Here is an 18,219-nt window from a genome sequence, read left to right on the forward strand (position 1 = left end):
CGCCGCGCTCAGTCATAGATCGCCTCCACCAGCCACCGGCCGCCCTCGACGGCGAGCAGCAGGGCGGCGCCGTCGGCGAGGCCGACCTGGAACCGGGCCCGCCGGCGGGCCTCGGCCGGGGCCCACCAGCGCTCGTCCACCGGCCACGGGCCGGCCCAGCCGACGATCTCGGCCGGCCGGCCGGTGCCGACGGTCAGCCGCGCGGGTGCGGCGCTCACCGCCAGCCGGGCGGTGACCACGACCGGTTCCCCGGCGGCGTCGTGCACAGTGGCCGGCAGCGGGCTGGGCAGCACCACGGCCGGCGCGGGCGGCGGGATCCGGCCCGGCCACGGCGGCTGCCCGGGACGGGCGGGCAGCCGCTCGTCGCCCCACGGGACCAGTCGGGTCTGGTCGGCCGGGGAACGGCCGCCGCCGAGCACGGCGGTGACCACCGCCTCCGGCCCGAGGATGCCCTGCACCCGGCTCAACGCCCGGTGCGCCCGCTCCCGCTCCTCGCCGGCCTCCCCCCAGAGCCCGGCCTGCAACCCCGCCTGGGCGAGCACCCCGTCGGGGACCAGGCGCAGCCGGATGATCCCGGCCGTCGGCCGGGCCGGGCGGCCACCGGCCCGGCCGTTGCTGCCGGAGAGCCAGCCGTCGAGCTGCCAGCGGACCCGGTCGGCGATCGCCGCGACGGTCAGCAGCCCGTCGTGCCGCCACACCCGGTGCAGTTCCTGGCCGTGCGCGGTGACCGCCTCGATGCCGAGCCGGGTGCAGGCCAGGCCGTGCGCGGCGAGCCGCTCGTGCAGCCGCTCGGCCAGCGCCCGGGCGGCGAACGCCGCCGCGTCGACCCGGTCGATCGGCTCGTCGTGGTCGGCGGTCACCGCCAGGTCGACCGGGGGCTGCCGGACCGCGAGCGGCCGGTGGTCCCTTCCTGCGGCGAGCCGGTGGGCCAGGGCCCCGTCGAAGCCGAACCGGGCCAGCACGTCGCCGGCCGGCAGCGCCGCGAAGTCACCCAGCGTGCGTACGCCGAGCCGGCGCAGCAGGTCGGTCAGGGCCGGCCGGCCGAGCGCCTCCACCGGCAGGTCGGCCAGGAAGGCGGGCGACCCGCCCGGCGACACCACCCGCCCGGTCCGCGCGGCCAGCCCGGCGGCGAAGACCCCGTCGGCGATCCCGACCTGGCTCTCCACCGCACACGCCTGGGCGACCTGCTCGATGATCCGTTCGGCGGCCGCCTCCTCGCCGCCGAGGTAGCGGGCGGGGCCCCGGGCCGCCAGCGCGCAGGCGCCGGGACGGACCACCTCGACCCCGGCGGCCACCTCCTCGACCGCGGCGACCACCGGCTCGAACGCCCGGGCGTCCCGGCCGGGGTCGTGGTCGACCACGGTCAGCCGGGGGCAGCGCCCCTGCGCCTCCCGTCGGCGCAGCCCTCGGCGCACCCCCTCGGCGCGGGCCTGTTCCGAGCAGGCCACCACCCGGTTGGCGTGCAGCACGGCCACCGGCCCGGTGGCCGGCACCCCGTCGACGATCTCCGCGGCGATGACCGGCCAGTCCGGGCACCAGAGCAGCAGGGTGCGTACCGGCGCGGTCACACGGACCCGACCAGGGTGAGCGCGCCCCGACGGGACGGGACCGCCCGGGACGGAGCCGACGCTCCGGCGGACCGGGGGACGACCCGGGTCAGCGCGTCCCCGGGCAGCCAGACCTTGATCTCCTTGGGCCGGGCGGCCGCGCCGCGACCCCGGGCCGACACGGTGACCTCGCGGCGGCGCAGCCGCCCCCGGCCCGCGCCGAGCCCCTCCCAGACCCCCCGGACCACCTGGAGGGTGACGTCCGCGCCGTCCCACCGGCCGTACGGGACGAGCACGCTGCCCCGCTGCCGGGCCCGGGCGGCCAGCCGGGTGGCCACCGACGCGGAGACGCTCGCCGGCACGGCGGTGACCACCACGTCCACCCCGTCGATCAGCGCGGCGACCACGGTCGACCACTCGGGGCCGGGGTTGGGCACCAGGGCGAGCCGGTCCAGGGCGATGCCGGCCTCGGCGGCCGCCCCGGCGCCGAAGGTCGGCACCCCCACCACGGCGCACCACGAGCCGGCGCGGGACGCCTCGGCGAGCAGCGCCAGCACCAGCGAGGTGCCGCCGCTGCGCCGGGGCTGCCCGGTGGCCACCGCGACGGTGCTGCCCCGGCGCAGTCCCCGGTTGGGCAGCAGCCCGGTCAGCTCGGGCGCGACCGGCAGCACCCGGTGGCCGCCCGTCGGATCGGGTGCGCTCGCCGGACGCACCAGACCGGCCAGTGCGGCGGAACCGACAACCATGCGGCCCGCCATCGGACCAACCCCCCGTCGTGTGACCCCGGGGCGAAGCCCGGTCGTGCAGTGCCGAATTGGCCGGCCTAAGCCCGGCCGGTCTGCTGGATCTGGATGCGTGGCGTCCGGCCACGGTTCTCCCGCCGGTGGCCGGACGCCACGGGCCTCAGGCGGCGAGCCCGTCGAGCGCGGGTTGGTGCGGCACGCCGAGCGCGTTCTCCACCACCGTCACGAACTCCTCGGCGGCGCGGAGCAGATCGTCGGCCTCCCGGGCGGTCACCACCCGGGGGATGCCGGCCTCGGCGGCGGCCCGCTTGCCGGCGCCGGCGGCGAAGTAGCGCGCCCACTCGTCCAGCTCGGGGGCGACGGCGCTGAGCAGCACCCAGACGCTGGTGATCCGGTTGCGTCGGGTGGGCGCGGGACGGGCCCGGGCGGCGAGCAGGGCCGCGGCGGCGCGCAGGGCGGAGAGGTGGGCGGCGGCGTACCGGAGACCGTCGGGACGGGTCTGGGCGGCCTCGACGAGACCACGACGGGCCACCGCGAGCAGTTGGGCCGGGGTGCGGTGCGGCAGCACGTGCGCCGGCACCGTCGGTGCCTGGGCCGGACTGGTCGGCATGGGACGTCTCCTCCACGTGACCGGGACGGACGCGCCGCGCCGCGGACCGGAATCCGCCGGTGGTGCGCCCGAGGGCGGTGGTGCGGAGGAAGACGCACCTGGTGGTGGCCGGCCGGGTGTGGACGCTTCCCCACACCACACCCGGCCGGCGTACCGGCGGGTCCGTCGTCCGCCGCCCGGGGGTCGGTGGGCGGCGGACGACGGTCCTGCCTTGACGGGAACCGGGCTCGCGACTGCCCGGCGCCCGGCGCGGTCCGCGGAACCGCGCCGCCCGGGAGGCGGTGCCGCGAAACACCGCTCCCGGAGATCGTTGGAACGGGTGTGCGACTCAATCGAACACTCGTTCTAACTACTGCTGACAGTACACCTCCCCGCCGACGAAAACGCAACGTGTGGCGCGCCGGGCAGGCGAATCCCCGGTCCGGATTCCCAGGTGGCGCACAGCGACGGCAAAGCAGGCGCAGAGTTCCCCGGACCAGGGTGAGGTCATGAACGTGAGCCGTACCGAAACGACCGTCCGGTGACCGCCGCCGTCGCGGACCGGCGCACCGTCCGCCGCCCGCTCCCGGCCGCCCCCCGCTGGTGGGCGGACCTGGCGGGCGTCGCCGCCGGGCTCAGCCTGCTGGTGGTCACCGCGCTCTGGACCGCCGACCGGGGGGTACAGGAGCTGCTCTCCGGCCCGGCCACCGGCCTGACCTCCGCCGGCCGGCTCACCGGCCTGCTCAGCGCCGACCTGATGCTCGTCCAGGTGGTGCTGATGGCCCGGGTTCCGCTGATCGAGCGCAGCTTCGGCCAGGACCGGATCGCCCGCTGGCACCGGCTCGCCGGCTTCACCTCCTTCGACCTGCTCCTCGCCCACGTCGCGCTGACGGTCCTCGGGTACGCCGGCACCGCCCGGCAGGGCGTACTCGCCGAAACCTGGGACCTGGTCGTCACGTACCCGGGGATGCTGCTGGCCACGGCGGCGCTGGCGCTGCTGGTCCTGGTCGTGGTGACCTCGGTCCGGGCGGCCCGGCGCCGGCTGCGCTACGAGTCCTGGCACCTGCTGCACCTGTACGCCTACCTGGGCATCGCGCTGGCGCTACCGCACCAGCTCTGGACCGGCGCCGACTTCGTCGACTCGACCGCCGCCCGCGCCTACTGGTGGACGGTGTACCTGCTGGCGCTGGGCAGCGTGCTGCTGTTCCGGCTGGGGCTGCCGGCCTGGCGCTCGCTGCGGCACCGGGTGGAGGTGGCCGCGGTGGTGCCCGAGGCGCCCGGCATCACCTCCGTCTGGCTGCGCGGGCGCCACCTGCACCGGCTGCCCGTCCGGGCCGGGCAGTTCTTCAACTGGCGGTTCCTGGACGGCCCCGGTTGGTCCCGCGCCCACCCGTACTCGCTGTCCGCGCCGCCGTCGGGTGACCTGATGCGGATCACCGTCAAGCAGCTCGGCGACGACAGCTCCCGGGTGGCCGCCCTGCGCCCCGGCACGAAGGTGCTGCTGGAGGGGCCGTACGGGCGGCTGACCGGGGAGCACTGGCGCGGCGGCGGGGTCACCATGCTCGCCTGCGGCGTGGGCATCACCCCGCTGCTGGCGCTGCTCTGGGAGCTGCCGTACGCCCCGGGCCACGCGGTGCTGCTCTACCGCGCGCGTACTCCAGAGGAGCTGGCCTTCCGCGCGGAGCTGGACCGGATCGCCGCGGAGCGCGGCGTGGTGGTCCACCACCTGGTCGGGCCGCGCGCGCGGCGACCGTCCTGGCTGCCGGCGTACGCCGAAGGGCTCTCCGACGTCGAGGCGCTGCGCCGGCTGTCGCCGGAGATCGCGGGACACGACGTGTACCTCTGCGGCCCGGACGGCTGGGTCGACGCCGTCCGCGCCGCCACCCGCGCGGCCGGGGTACCCAATGGGCACGTCCATTACGAACGCTTCGCCTGTTGACATCCTCTCCGTCCTAAAGGACGGGGATTCCCTCGATCGCTCGAGAAAGTTCCTGGTTCATTGCAGACCGCACGGAAGGAGGCCTTCCATGTCTGACGTCCGCTCCGCAGGCGTTTATCGTCTCCGCCAGCCCGGCGGCGACCGCGATGTTCTTGGCGGCGTTGACGTCCCGGTCGTGCCGGGTGCCGCAGTTCGGACACGTCCAACGACGCGTTTGGAGCGAGAGTCTGGCGAGCAGGTGTCCGCACGTCGAGCACGTCTTGCTGGACGGGTACCAGCGGTCGACGACGGCCAGGTGCCGGCCGTCACGGTGTGCCTTATAGGCCAGCATCTGCCGGAACTCGGCCCAACCGGTGCGGGAGATCGCCTTGGCGAGTCTGTGGTTGCGGGCCATGTTCGCCACGGCAAGATCTTCCACCGCGATCGCGTCGAACCGGCGCACCAGAGCGGTGCTGGCCTTGTGAAGGAAGTCCCGCCGAGCATCACGTACCTGGGAGTGCACGCGGGCGATCTTCTTCTTGATTTTGGCCCGGTTGTTGGAGCCACGCTTTTTGCGGGCCATCATCCGCTGGTACCGCCTGAGTCGGCGCTCTCGGCGTTCCATGTGCTTCGGGTGGGGGATGCGTTCGCCGGTGGACAGGACCGCGAAGTCGGTCAGCCCGAGGTCGACGCCGACGACCCGCCCGGTCAGCTCGGGTGCCGGCGGGACCTCGACGTCAAGGGCAAAAGTGACATACCAGCGGCCGTCCGGGTTACGCGACACCGTCACCGTGGACGGGTCGAGGGTGGCCGCATCGATGTTCGGCCACGACCAGACGAACGCCAGAGCCCCCGGGGTCTTACCGAGGCTGAGATGCCCGTTGCGCATCCGGAACGCCGACCGGGTGTAGGAGGCGGACTGACGGCCGTGGCGAGACTTGAACCGGGGGTAACGAGCCCGCTTCGCGAAAAAGGCAGTCATGGCGTTGTGCTGGTGTCGCAGCGTCTGCTGCAACGGCACAGACGACACCTCGTTAAGGAACGCCAACTCAGGCACGCACTTCATCTCGGTCAGCGCTCGGTCGGTTTCGGCGTACGAGGTGCTCTTGCGCTCGGTGTGCCAGCGAGCGTGACGAGCGACGAGGGTGCGGTTCCAGACGACGCGCACGCATCCGAACGTACGGTTCAGCACCGCGGCCTGTTCGGGCGTCGGGTAGGCCCGGCACTTGTACGCCGTCCTCATAGGACCAGATTACCAAAGGAGATGATCATGGCTAACAGCGAGAGGTCCGCCAATCTTCCCCGCCCCGAACGGTCGGGCGTCCTGGCGGCAATTCGATGACCGAAAGTAAAGGAGGATCCGTGCGACGGATCACCCTCTGGTTGCTGTCCACGGTCGCCGCGCTGGTGCTGCTGTTCAGCTACAAGACCAGCACCATGGGACCGGGCAGGGAGAGCAGCGCGATCGCCGCCGGCTCGGACGGCTCGACCGGCAGCTCCTGGAGCGGCACGGACGACGGCAGCGACACCGACTCCTCCGGCGGCTCGTCGAACGACTCCGGCGGCTCGTCCGGCGGGGCTTCCGGCACGGCCACCGGGTCGGTGGCGCAGACCCGGTGGGGGCCGGTGCAGGTCCGGATCACCGTCTCCGGCGGGAAGATCACCGACGTCACGGCGGTGCAGGTGCCGGACGGCAACCACCGGGACCAGGAGATCAACGACTACGCCGTGCCGGTGCTGCGGCAGGAGGCCATCGCGGCCCAGAGCGCGAACATCGACACCGTCTCCGGGGCCACCGTCACCAGCGAGGGCTATCGGGAGTCCCTCCAGTCGGCGCTCGACGCGGCGCACCTGAAGTGAGGACACCATGAACCTGACCGTGGAACCCGACCGGCGCGCCTGGGTGGTGCAGGTGATGGGGCTGCCGGTCAGCGTGCACCTGCGCGGGCCCGAGGTGCGTACCGACGCGGTGGCGCAACGGGTGGAGCGGATCTTCGGCGAGCTGCGCGAGCTGGACGCGGTGTTCAGCACGTACCGGCCGGAGAGCGCGCTGGGCCGGCTCGGCGGCGCGCCGCCCGGCCCGGCCGTCACCGCCGACCCGCTGGTGCGCGAGGTGGTGACGCTCTGCGAGGAGGCTCGCGCGCGGACCGGCGGGTGGTTCGACGCCCGCCACCTGCCGCTACCCCTGGGCGGCGTCGGCTTCGACCCGTCCGGCCTGGTCAAGGGCTGGGCGGTGCAGCGAGCCGCCCGCTGGCTCGCCGACCTGGACGGGCACGACCTGTGCCTGAACGCCGGCGGTGACGTGCTGCTGCGTACCGGCCCGGGGCGCCCGTCGTGGCGGGTCGGCGTGGAGGATCCGGGTCACCCCGAACGGCTGCTCGACGTGCTCGAACTGGAGCGCGGCGCGGTCGCCACCTCGGGCACCGCCCGGCGCGGCGCGCACATCACCGACCCACGCTCCGGGCGACCGGCCGAGGCCGTCCGGTCGGTCACCGTGGTCGGGCCCGAGCTGCTCTGGGCCGACGTGTACGCCACCGCGGCGGTCGCCCGGGGCGCCGACGCCGTGGACTGGCTGGCCACCCTGGACGGGTACGCGGCCCTGCTGGTCAACGCGGCCGGCCGGGTGACCGCCACCCCCGGTTGGCCCGGCAGCAGGATCCTCCGCCCTGCCTGACGGCCACCCGACTCCGGATGCTCATGGCTCTGCGCGACACTCCCCTCGGCCGAGGGATTTGGTCACGATCCGTGGTCGCCCGCACCGAACCGGCGCGGGCCTGGCCAACCCTTCCGGCGGGCGCAACCCGCCGACCAGGAGATTCGCGAAGAGCTCCGCCCAGCCCGGCGCATCTCTTCGCGCCCCTTTGCTCTGCTGCCTTCCACGCAACAGTGACCGAGGGTGCCTGTTGCGCCGGCGGCAGCAGAGCAAAGGGAGCGACACAGGTGGTCGAGGGGGCAAGCCTGGTCGCTGTCGGTAACCATCGGGTCGCTGGCTGGCGACGGATACGGCTTGGGACCTGGCCGCCGCGCGGCGGGACCGCGGTCGTGGCGGCCGTGGCGGCGGGCCGGCGGAGACCGAGATCCGCCGGCCGTGGCGACAGGCCGGGCAGGACCGTGCCGACGCGGCCCATCGCGGCGGCGGCGCGGCGCGGAGCCGTGGAGCGGGTGGCGGCTCGATGCGGCGCGCGGCGTGGCCGGCCGAACGGCGCGGCGGCGAACCGGGAAGAATGGTCGGCATGCAGCCACACCCGAACGTGCAGGCGGTGCAGCGGGCGCTCGACGACGCGGGAGCGCGGGACGCCTCCGGGGCCGCCACCCAGGTCCGCCTGCTGCCCGACGCCGTGCACACCGCCGCCGCGGCGGCCGAGGCGCTGGGCGTCCAGGTCGGCCAGATCGCCAACTCGCTCATCTTCGACGCCGACGGCGCGCCGCTGCTGGTGCTGACCTCCGGCGCGCACCGGGTGGACACCGCCGGCCTGGCCGCCTCCCTCGGGCTCACCCACCTGCGCCGGGCCACCCCGGAGTTCGTCCGGGAGCACACCGGCCAGCCGATCGGCGGGGTCGCGCCGGTCGGCCACCCAACACCGCTACGCACGCTGGTCGACACCGCGCTCGAGGCGTACGACGAGGTGTGGGCGGCCGGCGGGGTGCCGCGGGCGGTCTTCCCCACCACGTACGCCGACCTGCTGTGGATCACCGCGGGCACCGCGGTCGGGGTGGCGTGAGCGAGCCCGCTGTCCCCGACCTGGTCACCCTGCACGTGTGGCGGATCCCCCGCACGACCGTCCCCCGGGCGCTGGCCCGGATGGCGACGCTCCCGCCGCGGCTGCGCCGGCTGCCCGGCGTCCGGTTCGCCAAGCTGCTCGGCACCGGGACGGGCACCGGCTTCGGCCCGGGCGACGCCGACCTGACCCGCTGGGCCGCCCTGGTGGTCTGGGACTCCGCCGCGGCGGCGGACCGCTTCGACGACTCCCCGGTCGGCCGGTCCTGGGCCCGGATCGCCCGTTCCTCCGCACGGGTCGACCTGCGGCCGGTGACCAGCCGGGGCGAGTGGTCCGGCCGGCGGCCCTTCGGCGACCCGCCGGGAGGCCGGGTGGCCGGGCCGGTGCTGGCGCTGACCCGGGCCCGGCTGCGGCCCCGGCGGGCGGCCACCTTCTGGCGGGCGATCCCGCCGGTGGCCGCCGCGCTGCACGGCGCGCCCGGCCTGCTGGCCCGGTTCGGCGTGGGCGAGGCCCCGCTGGGCTGGCAGGGCACGGTCAGCGTGTGGCGCGACCCGGCGGACCTGGTGGCGTTCGCGTACCGTCACCCCGAGCACCGGGCCGCGATCACCCGCACCCCCACCGAAGGGTGGTACGCCGAGGAACTCTTCGCCCGGTTCGAGGTGCGCGACGTGGTCGGTGACCGGACGGTGCTGGGTTGGGTCGCCGAGGGCGACCAGGTGACGGGGAAGGAACACGCATGAGGCTGGTCCGGTGGACACCGGAGGATCTCGTCCGGCGGCTGGACGACGTGGTCGCCGTCTACGGCGAGGCGATGGGCTACCGCGCCGACCTCCTGCAGGCCCGGCGCGGCTACATCGCCACCCACGTCCGCCGCCCCGGCTTCCGGGCGGTGGCCAGCCTCTCCTCGGAGGGACACCTGGCCGGCTTCGGCTACGGCTACCTCGGCACGTCCGGTCAGTGGTGGCACGACCAGGTCCAGCGCGCCCTGGACCCGGCGGCCCGGCAGCGCTGGCTCACCGACTGCTTCGAGGTCGTCGAGCTGCACGTCCGGCCCGCGGCGCAGGGGCACGGGCTGGGGGCCGGACAGCTGCGCGCCCTGCTCGGCATGGCGGAGGGGAGCACCACCCTGCTCTCCACCCCCGAGGCCGACGAGCAGAAGTCCCGGGCCTGGCGGCTGTACCGCCGGTTCGGCTTCGTCGACCTGCTGCGCCACTTCCACTTCCCCGGCGACGAACGCCCGTTCGGGGTGCTCGGCCGGGACCTGCCGCTGGAGGCGCCGACCGCCGACCGCCCGGGGCAGCCGTGATCCGCGCGCGGTTGTCCTGGGTGCTGCTGGCCGTCCTGGTCCTCGCCCAGATCTGCTACCCGCTGACCGGGGGCGGCACCCGCAACCGGCTGACCGTCGCCACGGTGGTGCTGGGCTGGCTGCTCTCGGTGAGCCACGCGCTGCTCACCCGGGGCCCGCGTACGGCCGCCGCCCTGGTCGCCGTGGCCACCGGCGGCGGTTTCGCGATCGAGGCGCTGGGGGTGGCCACCGGTTTCCCGTTCGGCAGCTACGACTACTCCGGCCAGCTCGGCCCGAAGCTGGCCGGGGTGCCGCTGATCATCCCGCTCGCCTGGACGTGGATGGCCTGGCCGGCCTGGCTCACCGCCGTCCGGCTCACCACCGCCCGGACCGCCCGGATCGGGCTGGCCGCCGTCGGGCTGGCCGCCTGGGACCTCTTCCTCGACCCGCAGATGGTGGCCGAGGGGCACTGGCGGTGGCGCGACGCGACCCCGGCGCTGCCCGGGCTGCCCGGCATCCCGGTCAGCAACTACCTCGGCTGGCTGCTCTTCGCGGTGCTGCTGATGGCGGCGCTGCGCCCGCTCGCCGGGCCGGCCGTGGACCAGACCGGGCCGGCGGACCGGCCGATGTTCGCGCTCTACCTGTGGACGTACTTCTCCAGCATCCTGGCCCACGCGGTCTTCCTCCGGCTGCCCGCGTCGGCGGTCTGGGGCGCGCTGGGCATGGCGGTGACCGCCGTGCCGCTGGCCGTCGCGCTCGGCCGGGGGCGTCGCCCGGACGCCGGGGACAGCCCGGCCGACGTGACGCCGGACCGGGCGGGCACCCCGGCGGGCGGGGTCGACGCGACCCGATGACCGCCGCCCTCGCGCTGCTGCTCGTCGTGGCCGCGCTGACCGCGCACAGCTGGCTCAACGCCACCCGCTGGCTGCGCCGCCCCACCGACCGGCCGGTCGAGGTCGCCGACCCGGTGGCGGTGCTGCTGCCGCTGCGCGACGAGGCGGACCGGGTCACCCCGTGCCTGCGGTCGCTGCTCGCCCAGCGGGGCGTACCCGGGCTGCGGATCGTGGTGCTCGACGACGGCTCCACCGACGGCACCGCCGACGTGGTGCGGTCGGTGGCCGGCGACGACCCGCGGGTCACGCTGCTCACCGGGGTGGCCCCGCCGCCGGGCTGGCTGGGCAAGCCGCACGCCTGCTGGCAGCTGGCCAGCCGCGCCGACCCGGCCGCCACCGCGCTCGCCTTCGTCGACGCCGACGTCGTGCTCACCCCGTACGCGGTCGCGGCGGCGGTGACCGAGCTGCGCGCGGCGGACGCGGCGCTGCTGTCGGCGTACCCCCGGATCGTGGTGCGGTCGGTGGCCGACCGGCTGGTGCAGCCGCTGTTGCAGTGGTTGTGGCTGACCTTCCTGCCGCTGCGGGCGATGGAACGCTCGCCGCGGCCGTCGCTGGCCGCCGCGGGCGGCCAGTTCCTGGTCGTGGACCGGGCGGGCTACCTGCGGGCCGGCGGGCACGCGGCGGTCGCCGACAAGGTGCTGGAGGACATCGAGCTGGCCCGGGCGGTGAAGCGGTCCGGCGGCCGGATCGCCCTGGCCGACGGCTCCCGGCTGGCCGCCTGCCGGATGTACGAGACCTGGCCCGAGCTGCGCGACGGCTACACCAAGTCGCTCTGGGCCTCGTTCGGGCACCCGACCGCCGCGGCGGTCGTGGTGACGCTGCTGCTCCTGCTCTACTCCGCTCCGCCGCTGCTGGCGGTGGCGGCGCTGCTGGCCGGCGCGCCGGCCGTGGCCGGGGTCACCCTGGCCGCCTACCTGCTGGGAGTCGCCGGGCGGCTGGTCTGCGCCCGGGCCACCGGCGGCCGGGCGTGGCCCGACGCGCTGGCACACCCCGTGTCGGTCGTGGTCCTCGGTTGGCTGACCGGGCGGTCGTACCATCTGCGGAAGCGGCGCCGCCTGTCCTGGCGTGGCCGCCCCGTCACCTAGGAGGAGCGGCATGGCGCGGATCGTGGTCGTCGGCGCCGGGGTGGGTGGCCTGGCCACCGCCGCCCGGCTGGCCGCCACCGGGCACGAGGTGACCGTCCTGGAGCGGGCCGACACCGTCGGCGGCAAGCTCGGCCGGTACACCCACGACACGGCCGAGGGGTCGTTCCACTTCGACACCGGCCCCAGCCTGCTCACCCTGCCGCAGGTCTTCCACGACCTGTTCGAGGCGACCGGCGCGAAGCTCGACGAATACCTCGACCTGTCACCGCTGGACCCGATCGTGCGGCACGTCTTCCCCGACGGCGTCACCCTCGACTCGTGCGCCGACCCGGACGGGTTCGCCGCCCGGATCGGCGCCGCGCTCGGCGAACGCCCCGCCGCCGACTGGCGGCGGCTGTGGCAGCGCGCCGCCCGGGTGTGGGCGGCCTCCGAGCGAGACATCCTGCGCCGCACCGTCGACTCGCCGCGCGACCTGGCCGCGCTGGCCTGGCGGCTGGGTGACCTGGCCGCCATCGCCCCCGGGCGTACGCTGCGCGGGCTGGGCCGCGGTCACCTGTCCGACCCGCGGCTGCGGATGCTGCTCGACCGGTACGCCACCTACACCGGCGCCGACCCGCGCCGTGCCCCGGCCGCCCTGGTCGCCGTCCCCTACGCGGAGCTGGCGTACGGCGGCTGGTACCTGCGCGGCGGGCTGGGCACGCTCGCCGACGCGCTGCTCACCCGCTGCCGGGACCTGGGGGTGGTGGTCCGCACCGGCGCCACGGTCACCCGGATCGACGCCGCCGGCGGCCGGGTGCACGGGGTACGCGTCGCCGGGACCGCCGCCCCGATCCCCGCCGACGTGGTGGTGGCCAACTGCGACGCGCTCACCCTCTACCGTGACCTGCTGCCGCACCCGCGCCGGCTGGCCGCGCTGACCGACCGCAGCCTCGCCGGGTTCGTGCTGCTGCTCGGCGTACGCGGCGAGTCCGGGCTGGCCCACCACAACGTCTTCTTCCCGCGCGACTACGACGCCGAGTTCGACGCCGTCTTCGGCGCACCGGGCCGGGGGGTGCGCGCCCGGCCGGCGCTGGACCCGACGGTCTTCGTCACCGTGGCCGACGACCCGATGGTCCGCCCCGCCGGGCACGAGGCGTGGTTCGTGCTGGTCAACGCGGCCCGCCACGGCACCGCCGCCGGGGCGGTGGACTGGCGCCGGCCGGGACTGGCCGACGCGTACGCCGACCGGATCCTGGACGTGCTCGCCGAACGGGGCGTGGACGTGCGGGACCGGCTGCTGTTCCGCGAGGTACGCACCCCGGCGGACCTGGCCACCACCACCGCCGCCCCCGGCGGGTCGATCTACGGCACCGCCGGTGGGCTGCTCCGCCCGGCGAACCGGGGGCCGGCGCACGGGCTGTGGCTGGTGGGCGGCTCCAGCCACCCGGGCGGCGGGCTGCCGATGGTCACCCTCTCCGCCCAGATCGTCGCCGACGAGATCGGCCCCGCCTGGGACTGAGGGAGGGCCGGCCGGTCAGCCGGCGTCGATCAGGGCCCGGCGGACGGCCGACAGGAGCTGGCCCAGCCCGAAGCCGGCCAGCAGCACCCAGACGGCGGTCGCCATGGTCATCGTGCCGGCGGTCAGGTCCGGGTCGATCAGGCCGCTCACCCCGGCCAGCAGCAGCCCCACCAGGGCCACGCAGACCCGGGTGGGCCGCTCCCCCACGGTGACCGCGCCCAGCTCCCGCATCCCGGCGGCGACCGCCCGGGCGCGGACGTACTCGTGCAGCCAGGACAGCGCGCCACCCGCGACGACCAGCGCACCCGGCGCCCCCACCAGCCAGAACGCGGTCAGCCAGGCCACCTCGCCGAGCCGGTCGGCCAACGAGTCGTAGACGTAGCCGAGTCGGGTGGTCCGGGCGGTGGCCACCGCGACGGCGCCGTCCACACTGTCCGCCACGGCGGCGGCCAACACGAACAGCGCGCCCAGGATCGGCCCGTTGCCCGGCCGTACGGCGAACAGCGGTACGCAGAAGCAGAGCAGCACCCCGGCCACGGTCACCGCGGTCGGGGTGACCCGCAGCCGGCCCAGGATGAAGCCCACGTGGTACGCGAAGCGCAGCCAGGCGCGGACCACCGGCGCCGCCACCCGCGGATCGAAACCGCCGTGCAACCGGGCCCAGGCGGTGGCGTACTCGTCCCAGCTCAGTTGTGTCCCCACCACCGGTCAACCGTCGCAGCAGGCTCCAGGTGTCGCGCAGCCGGGGTCACACCCGCGCGCCGGCCTGGAGGTGCTGCCACACCTCGCGGGTCGCGGTGGAGCGGTTGAGGGTGATGAAGTGGATGCCCGGCACGCCCTCGTCGAGCAGCCGCCCGCACATCTCGCTGGCCTGCTCGACGCCGAGCTGCCGGACCGCCTCCGGGTCGTCGGCGACCTTGGCGAACCGTTCGGCCAGGGCGGTCGGGAACGGCGCCCCGGACAGCTGCACCGACCGCTCGATCGTGCCCAGCTGGGTCACCGGCATCACCCCGGCCAGGATCGGGGTGTCGCAGCCGGCGGCGGCGACCCGGTCCCGCAGCCGCAGGTAGTCGTCGGCGTCGAAGAACATCTGGGTGATCGCGAACTCGGCGCCGGCCCGGCACTTGCGGACGAAGTGCGCGGTGTCGCTGGCCACGTCGGCCGACCGGGGGTGTTTGTACGGGAAGGCGGCCACGCCGACGCTGAAGTCCCCCGCGTCGCGGACCAGCCGGACCAGGTCCTCGGCGTAGCGCACGCCCTCGGGGTGGGCGACCCACTCACCGCCCGGGTCGCCCGGCGGGTCGCCCCGCACGGCGAGCACGTTGCGCACGCCCACACCGGCCAGCCGGCCGACCACGTTGCGCAGCTCGGCGACGGAGTGGTTGACCGCGGTCAGGTGGGCCATCGGCAGCAGGGTGGTCTCGGTGGCGATCCGCTCGGTGACCGCGACCGTGGTGTCCCGGGTCGAGCCGCCCGCGCCGTAGGTGATCGACACGAACGACGGCCGCAGCGACTCCAGCTCGCGGATCGCCTGCCAGAGCAGCCGCTCGCCCTGCGCCGTCTTGGGCGGGAAGAACTCGAAGGAGAAGGTCGGCTGACCGGCGCGGATCAGCTCCCCGATCGCCGGCTGGGGATTGGGGAGGACGGAGGGAAGACCGAGCGCCACGTTCCGACTCTAGCGGGCCGCGGCCGGCCCGCCGGCGATCTTCCCACCGGGTGGAGCGCCCGGCGTGGCGACGGAAGCGTCGTACCCCCGGGATATGAATGGTCCAGCGCGGGTGGCGGTGGTCGCGGGACCACGGTCACGGGGGCCCGCGCGGGGGTCAGCACCGATGAGGCGACGTGCGTCCCGTCCCACCCGGGACGGCCGGGTCGCCCGCCGCGCCGACGCCTTCCGGAGGACCGATGACCCCGCCCCCGCTCGGCACGCTGCTGGCCCGGCTGCGGCACCGCCGTGGCTGGAGCCAGCAGCGGCTGGCCGCCGAGCTCTGCGCCGCCGCCGGCGTTTCCACGCTCACCCGGCACGAGGTCTCCCGCTGGGAGCGGCAGCTCCGCCTGCCCGGCGACTTCTGGCTGGGCTGGCTGGCTGTCGTCCTCGCGGTGCCGGCCGGCCTGCTCGCCGACGCCGCCGCCCGGGACCGCCATCGTGGGGCGGCGCCGGGGCCAGCCACCGGCTCCCGCCCGCGGGCGGCGCTGATCGCCGTGGCACACCGCTGGTCGGCCGATCCGCACGGTGGGCTCCTCGCCGCCCCGACCGCCGCGCAGCTGTCCGGGCTGCCGGTCGGTGCGACGCCGGACCGGGTGGGGCCGCTGGCCGAGCTGCGCCGGCTCGACGACCTGGTGGGCGGCGCGGACCTGGCCCCGGCCGGGGCGTACCGGCTGGGTCGGGTGGTGCGCCGGTTCTCGGCGGCGGGGCCGGCCGACCGCCGCCGGCTGCTCCCGGCGTTGGCCGAGTCGGCGCAGCTGTGCGGCTGGCTGGCGGCCGACGCGGGCGATGCGGCCGGGGCGCTCGGCGCGTACCGGCTGGGCCTGCGGGCGGCCGCGGCGGCCGGCGACCCGGAGCTCGGCGGGCACGTGCTCGCCTCGGCCAGCCACCTGCTGGCCGGGGCCGGTGATCCGCAGGGGGCGCTGCTGCTGGCCCGGCTGGGTTACGCCGGGGCCCGGCGGGCGGCCAGTCCGGGGCTGCGCGCCCTGCTGCTGCACCGGGTGGCGCTGGCCGCCGCGCTCGGCGGCCGGCACCGCGTGGCCGGCGCCGCGCTGGCGGCGGCCGGCCGCGCCGCCGACGCACCGGAGCCGGGCCGGGAGCCGCCGTGGCTGTACTGGCTCGACGGCGCGGAGCTGGCCGCGATGACCGGGCGGACGCTGGTGGCGCTGGGCCGGCCCGGCCCCGCCGAGCCGCTGTTGCGGGCCGCCGCCCGCCGGGCGGGACGGCCCCGCACCGCGGCCGTCTACGGCGCCTGGCTGGCCCGCGGCCACCTCGAGGCCGGTGAGGTGGAGCAGGCCTGCGCGGTGGCCGGCGCCGCGCTGCTCGACGCCGTCCGCGCCGGGTCGCCGCGGGCCGTCGGGCAGCTGACCGAGGTACGCCGCCGGCTGGCCGACCACCCCGACTCCCCGGCGGTACGCCGCTACGGCGCGCTCGTGGCCGCGGTCCGGCCGTGGCTGCCGCGGGGCGGGCCGACCGGTCGGCCGGGTCCGCGTCGTCCCCAGGGCGGCCCACCCCGGCCGACGCGCCGACCCGGCGGGTGAGGCGGCTCCGGCCGGGACCGGCTAGCGTCGGGGCGTGACCCACGCTGCTCCCGTCTCCCCCGTCGACCGCGCCGGCCTGCGCCAGCGGGTCGACAAGGCCCTGGCCGAGTTCCTGGCGCACCAGCGCTCCTGGATGAACGGGGTGGACGACGCCCTGGCCCCGGTGGCGGAGGCAATCGAGCGGTTCGTGCTGGGCGGAGGCAAGCGGCTGCGCCCGGCCTTCGCCTACTGGGGATACCGGGGCGCCCGCGGGGTGGATTCCGACCAGGTGGTGAGCACCCTGGCCGCGCTGGAGTTCGTGCAGGCCAGCGCGCTGATCCACGACGACCTGATGGACCGTTCGGACACCCGGCGGGGGGAGCCCGCGGTGCACCGGCGGTTCGCGACCCGGCACCGCGGCGCCGGTTGGGGTGGCGACGCGGACGGCTTCGGCGACGCCGCGGCGATCCTCCTGGGCGACCTGTGCCTGGTCTGGTCGGACGAGCTGCTGCACTCCGCCGGGTTGGACCCGCGTACGGTGGCCCGGGCCCGGCCGGTCTTCGACGAGATGCGCACCGAGGTCACCGTCGGGCAGTACCTCGACGTGCTGACCCAGGCGACCGGTGACTTCTCGCTGGAGCGGGCCGGCAAGGTGGCCCGTTACAAGTCGGCGAAGTACACGGTCGAGCGCCCGCTGCTGCTAGGCGCCGCGCTGGCCGACGCGCCGGCGGCGGTGCGGGACGCGTACTCGGCGTACGGGCTGCCGCTGGGTGAGGCGTTCCAGCTCCGCGACGATGTGCTCGGGGTCTTCGGGGACCCGGCGCAGACCGGCAAGCCGGCCGGGGACGACCTGCGGGAGGGGAAGCGGACGTACCTGGTGGCCGCGGCGGTCCAGGCGGCGGACGAGGCGGGCCGCGACCTGCTGCTCGGCGGGCTGGGCGATCCCGAGTTGGACGAGGCGGGGATCGCCCGGCTGCGGGAGCTGATCACCGCGACGGGCGCGCTGGACCGGACCGAGCAGCGGATCGCCGCGCTCACCGAGACCGCCCTGGCCGCCCTCGGCACGGTCGACCTGGACACCGAGGCCCGGCAGGCCCTGGTCGACCTGGCCATCGCCGCCACCCGCCGCACCGACTGACCCACCGCCCGCCACCGCCCCGCCAGCGCCCGGCCGCCGTTGATCATGAAGTTAGCGGCGATTCTGATCGAAAAGTGCCGCCAACTTCATGATCAACGGGGTGGAAGGGGCCGGCCGGGGTGGGGTGGGTCAGAAGCCGAGGGCCTGGGCGCGGCGCTTGACCTCGCGGGCGTGGTCGCCGCCGAGGGTACGGGCCGGGGTGCCGCCCGAGAGGGTGTCGTCGGGCTGGTACAGCCAGCGCAGCGCCGCCTCGTCGTCGTAGCCGGCGTCGGTGAGCAGGGTCAGCACACCGGGCAGGTGCTTGAGCACCGTCTTGTTGGCCACCAGGTCGGCCGGGATCCGGCGCACGCCGTCGCGCCGGACGGCGAGCAGCTCACCGTCCCGGATCATCTGGTGCACCTTGCTGATCGACACGTCGAGGCGCTCGGCGACGTCGGGCAGGGTGAGCCAGTCGGCCGGGTCGGTCGGGCCGGCGAGGTCGGTGCCGGGAGCCTGGTCGGCGAAGGAATCGGTCACCCGACCACCCTGCCACGTCCGTCCGGCCCGGGCGTAGCGGCACCCCCCGTGGCCTGCGTGAGC

At 76.0% G+C, this 18,219-nt stretch carries 18 protein-coding genes; 11 read left to right on the forward strand and 7 right to left on the reverse strand.

The genetic code is table 11. From position 1 onward, the window contains the following. Positions 1–8: 8 nt before the first annotated feature. The 3 genes from GA0074704_RS22715 to GA0074704_RS22725 all read right to left on the reverse strand — a co-directional run bounded on the left by GA0074704_RS22715 (position 9) and on the right by GA0074704_RS22725 (position 2,900). Complete coding sequence (locus GA0074704_RS22715) at positions 9–1,568, reverse strand: DNA polymerase Y family protein (protein ID WP_088972377.1); 1,560 nt, start codon at positions 1,566–1,568, stop codon at positions 9–11. Continuing rightward, entirely contained in the window at positions 1,565–2,305 is a 741-nt protein-coding gene (locus GA0074704_RS22720) for a hypothetical protein (protein ID WP_088972378.1), read from the reverse strand. Before GA0074704_RS22720 ends, GA0074704_RS22715 begins: the two co-directional genes overlap by 4 nt. Positions 2,306–2,450: 145 nt before the next feature. Further along, positions 2,451–2,900, reverse strand: a complete 450-nt coding sequence (locus GA0074704_RS22725; protein WP_088972379.1) for an SAV_6107 family HEPN domain-containing protein — start codon at positions 2,898–2,900, stop codon at positions 2,451–2,453. A gap of 520 nt (positions 2,901–3,420) precedes the next feature. On the opposite strand from GA0074704_RS22725, the gene GA0074704_RS22730 reads away from it, so the two are divergent. Then, entirely contained in the window at positions 3,421–4,818 is a 1,398-nt protein-coding gene (locus GA0074704_RS22730) for a ferredoxin reductase family protein (RefSeq protein WP_088972380.1), read from the forward strand. 13 nt (positions 4,819–4,831) lie between these two features. Here GA0074704_RS22730 and GA0074704_RS22735 read toward each other — a convergent pair whose 3' ends face one another. Then, a complete protein-coding gene (locus GA0074704_RS22735) occupies positions 4,832–6,040 on the reverse strand; it encodes an RNA-guided endonuclease InsQ/TnpB family protein (protein ID WP_088972381.1) in 1,209 nt (402 codons plus the stop codon). Positions 6,041–6,159: 119 nt separating this feature from the next. On the opposite strand from GA0074704_RS22735, the gene GA0074704_RS22740 reads away from it, so the two are divergent. The 8 genes from GA0074704_RS22740 to GA0074704_RS22775 all read left to right on the forward strand — a co-directional run bounded on the left by GA0074704_RS22740 (position 6,160) and on the right by GA0074704_RS22775 (position 13,277). Further along, positions 6,160–6,657, forward strand: coding sequence for an FMN-binding protein (locus GA0074704_RS22740; RefSeq protein ID WP_088972382.1), 498 nt, complete (start codon positions 6,160–6,162; stop codon positions 6,655–6,657). Positions 6,658–6,664: 7 nt separating this feature from the next. After that, positions 6,665–7,471, forward strand: a complete 807-nt coding sequence (locus GA0074704_RS22745; RefSeq protein WP_088972383.1) for an FAD:protein FMN transferase — start codon at positions 6,665–6,667, stop codon at positions 7,469–7,471. 559 nt (positions 7,472–8,030) lie between these two features. Further along, a complete protein-coding gene (locus GA0074704_RS22750; RefSeq protein WP_088973894.1) occupies positions 8,031–8,519 on the forward strand; it encodes a YbaK/EbsC family protein in 489 nt (162 codons plus the stop codon). Further along, positions 8,516–9,256, forward strand: coding sequence for a monooxygenase (locus GA0074704_RS22755; RefSeq protein ID WP_088973895.1), 741 nt, complete (start codon positions 8,516–8,518; stop codon positions 9,254–9,256). The genes GA0074704_RS22750 and GA0074704_RS22755 overlap by 4 nt, the downstream gene beginning before the upstream one ends. After that, positions 9,253–9,822: a GNAT family N-acetyltransferase gene (locus GA0074704_RS22760; RefSeq protein WP_088972384.1), complete on the forward strand. Its 570-nt coding sequence runs from the start codon at positions 9,253–9,255 to the stop codon at positions 9,820–9,822. The genes GA0074704_RS22755 and GA0074704_RS22760 overlap by 4 nt, the downstream gene beginning before the upstream one ends. Then, complete coding sequence (locus tag GA0074704_RS22765; protein ID WP_377470707.1) at positions 9,822–10,655, forward strand: carotenoid biosynthesis protein; 834 nt, start codon at positions 9,822–9,824, stop codon at positions 10,653–10,655. Before GA0074704_RS22760 ends, GA0074704_RS22765 begins: the two co-directional genes overlap by 1 nt. Next, entirely contained in the window at positions 10,652–11,779 is a 1,128-nt protein-coding gene (locus tag GA0074704_RS22770; protein ID WP_088972386.1) for a glycosyltransferase, read from the forward strand. The genes GA0074704_RS22765 and GA0074704_RS22770 overlap by 4 nt, the downstream gene beginning before the upstream one ends. A 10-nt stretch (positions 11,780–11,789) precedes the next feature. Further along, positions 11,790–13,277 carry a phytoene desaturase family protein gene (locus GA0074704_RS22775; RefSeq protein ID WP_088972387.1) on the forward strand — a complete coding sequence of 496 codons (1,488 nt, stop codon included), beginning with the start codon at positions 11,790–11,792 and terminating at the stop codon, positions 13,275–13,277. Positions 13,278–13,292: 15 nt separating this feature from the next. Here GA0074704_RS22775 and GA0074704_RS22780 read toward each other — a convergent pair whose 3' ends face one another. Continuing rightward, positions 13,293–13,982 carry a CDP-alcohol phosphatidyltransferase family protein gene (locus GA0074704_RS22780; RefSeq protein WP_088972388.1) on the reverse strand — a complete coding sequence of 230 codons (690 nt, stop codon included), beginning with the start codon at positions 13,980–13,982 and terminating at the stop codon, positions 13,293–13,295. A 43-nt stretch (positions 13,983–14,025) separates the two neighbouring features. Beyond that, a complete protein-coding gene (gene metF / locus GA0074704_RS22785) occupies positions 14,026–14,943 on the reverse strand; it encodes a methylenetetrahydrofolate reductase [NAD(P)H] (RefSeq protein WP_088972389.1) in 918 nt (305 codons plus the stop codon). A 239-nt stretch (positions 14,944–15,182) separates the two neighbouring features. Between metF and GA0074704_RS28930 the strand changes: the two genes are divergently transcribed. Further along, positions 15,183–16,523 (forward strand): helix-turn-helix domain-containing protein, encoded by a 1,341-nt coding sequence (locus GA0074704_RS28930; RefSeq protein ID WP_157743768.1) that lies wholly within the window; start codon positions 15,183–15,185, stop codon positions 16,521–16,523. A 34-nt stretch (positions 16,524–16,557) separates the two neighbouring features. After that, positions 16,558–17,640, forward strand: coding sequence for a polyprenyl synthetase family protein (locus tag GA0074704_RS22795; protein ID WP_088972390.1), 1,083 nt, complete (start codon positions 16,558–16,560; stop codon positions 17,638–17,640). A 129-nt stretch (positions 17,641–17,769) separates the two neighbouring features. Here the strand turns inward: GA0074704_RS22795 and GA0074704_RS22800 are convergent, their stop codons facing one another. After that, positions 17,770–18,156, reverse strand: a complete 387-nt coding sequence (locus GA0074704_RS22800) for an Rv2175c family DNA-binding protein (RefSeq protein ID WP_088972391.1) — start codon at positions 18,154–18,156, stop codon at positions 17,770–17,772. Between the last annotated feature and the right edge of the window lie 63 nt (positions 18,157–18,219).

It is taken from the genome of Micromonospora siamensis (assembly GCF_900090305.1).
GTDB lineage: Bacteria > Actinomycetota > Actinomycetes > Mycobacteriales > Micromonosporaceae > Micromonospora > Micromonospora siamensis.

What these genes read in the sequence shown, in the direction of transcription:
- GA0074704_RS22775 (WP_088972387.1), top strand. Translation starts at nt 11,790, where the DNA reads ATGGCGCGGATCGTGGTCGTCGGCGCCGGGGTGGGTGGCCTGGCCACC.
- GA0074704_RS22745 (WP_088972383.1), top strand. Translation starts at nt 6,665, where the DNA reads ATGAACCTGACCGTGGAACCCGACCGGCGCGCCTGGGTGGTGCAGGTG.
- GA0074704_RS22750 (WP_088973894.1), top strand. Translation starts at nt 8,031, where the DNA reads ATGCAGCCACACCCGAACGTGCAGGCGGTGCAGCGGGCGCTCGACGAC.
- GA0074704_RS22735 (WP_088972381.1), bottom strand. Translation starts at nt 6,040, where the DNA reads ATGAGGACGGCGTACAAGTGCCGGGCCTACCCGACGCCCGAACAGGCC.
- GA0074704_RS22770 (WP_088972386.1), top strand. Translation starts at nt 10,652, where the DNA reads ATGACCGCCGCCCTCGCGCTGCTGCTCGTCGTGGCCGCGCTGACCGCG.
- GA0074704_RS28930 (WP_157743768.1), top strand. Translation starts at nt 15,183, where the DNA reads ATGACCCCGCCCCCGCTCGGCACGCTGCTGGCCCGGCTGCGGCACCGC.
- GA0074704_RS22760 (WP_088972384.1), top strand. Translation starts at nt 9,253, where the DNA reads ATGAGGCTGGTCCGGTGGACACCGGAGGATCTCGTCCGGCGGCTGGAC.
- GA0074704_RS22725 (WP_088972379.1), bottom strand. Translation starts at nt 2,900, where the DNA reads ATGCCGACCAGTCCGGCCCAGGCACCGACGGTGCCGGCGCACGTGCTG.
- GA0074704_RS22720 (WP_088972378.1), bottom strand. Translation starts at nt 2,305, where the DNA reads ATGGCGGGCCGCATGGTTGTCGGTTCCGCCGCACTGGCCGGTCTGGTG.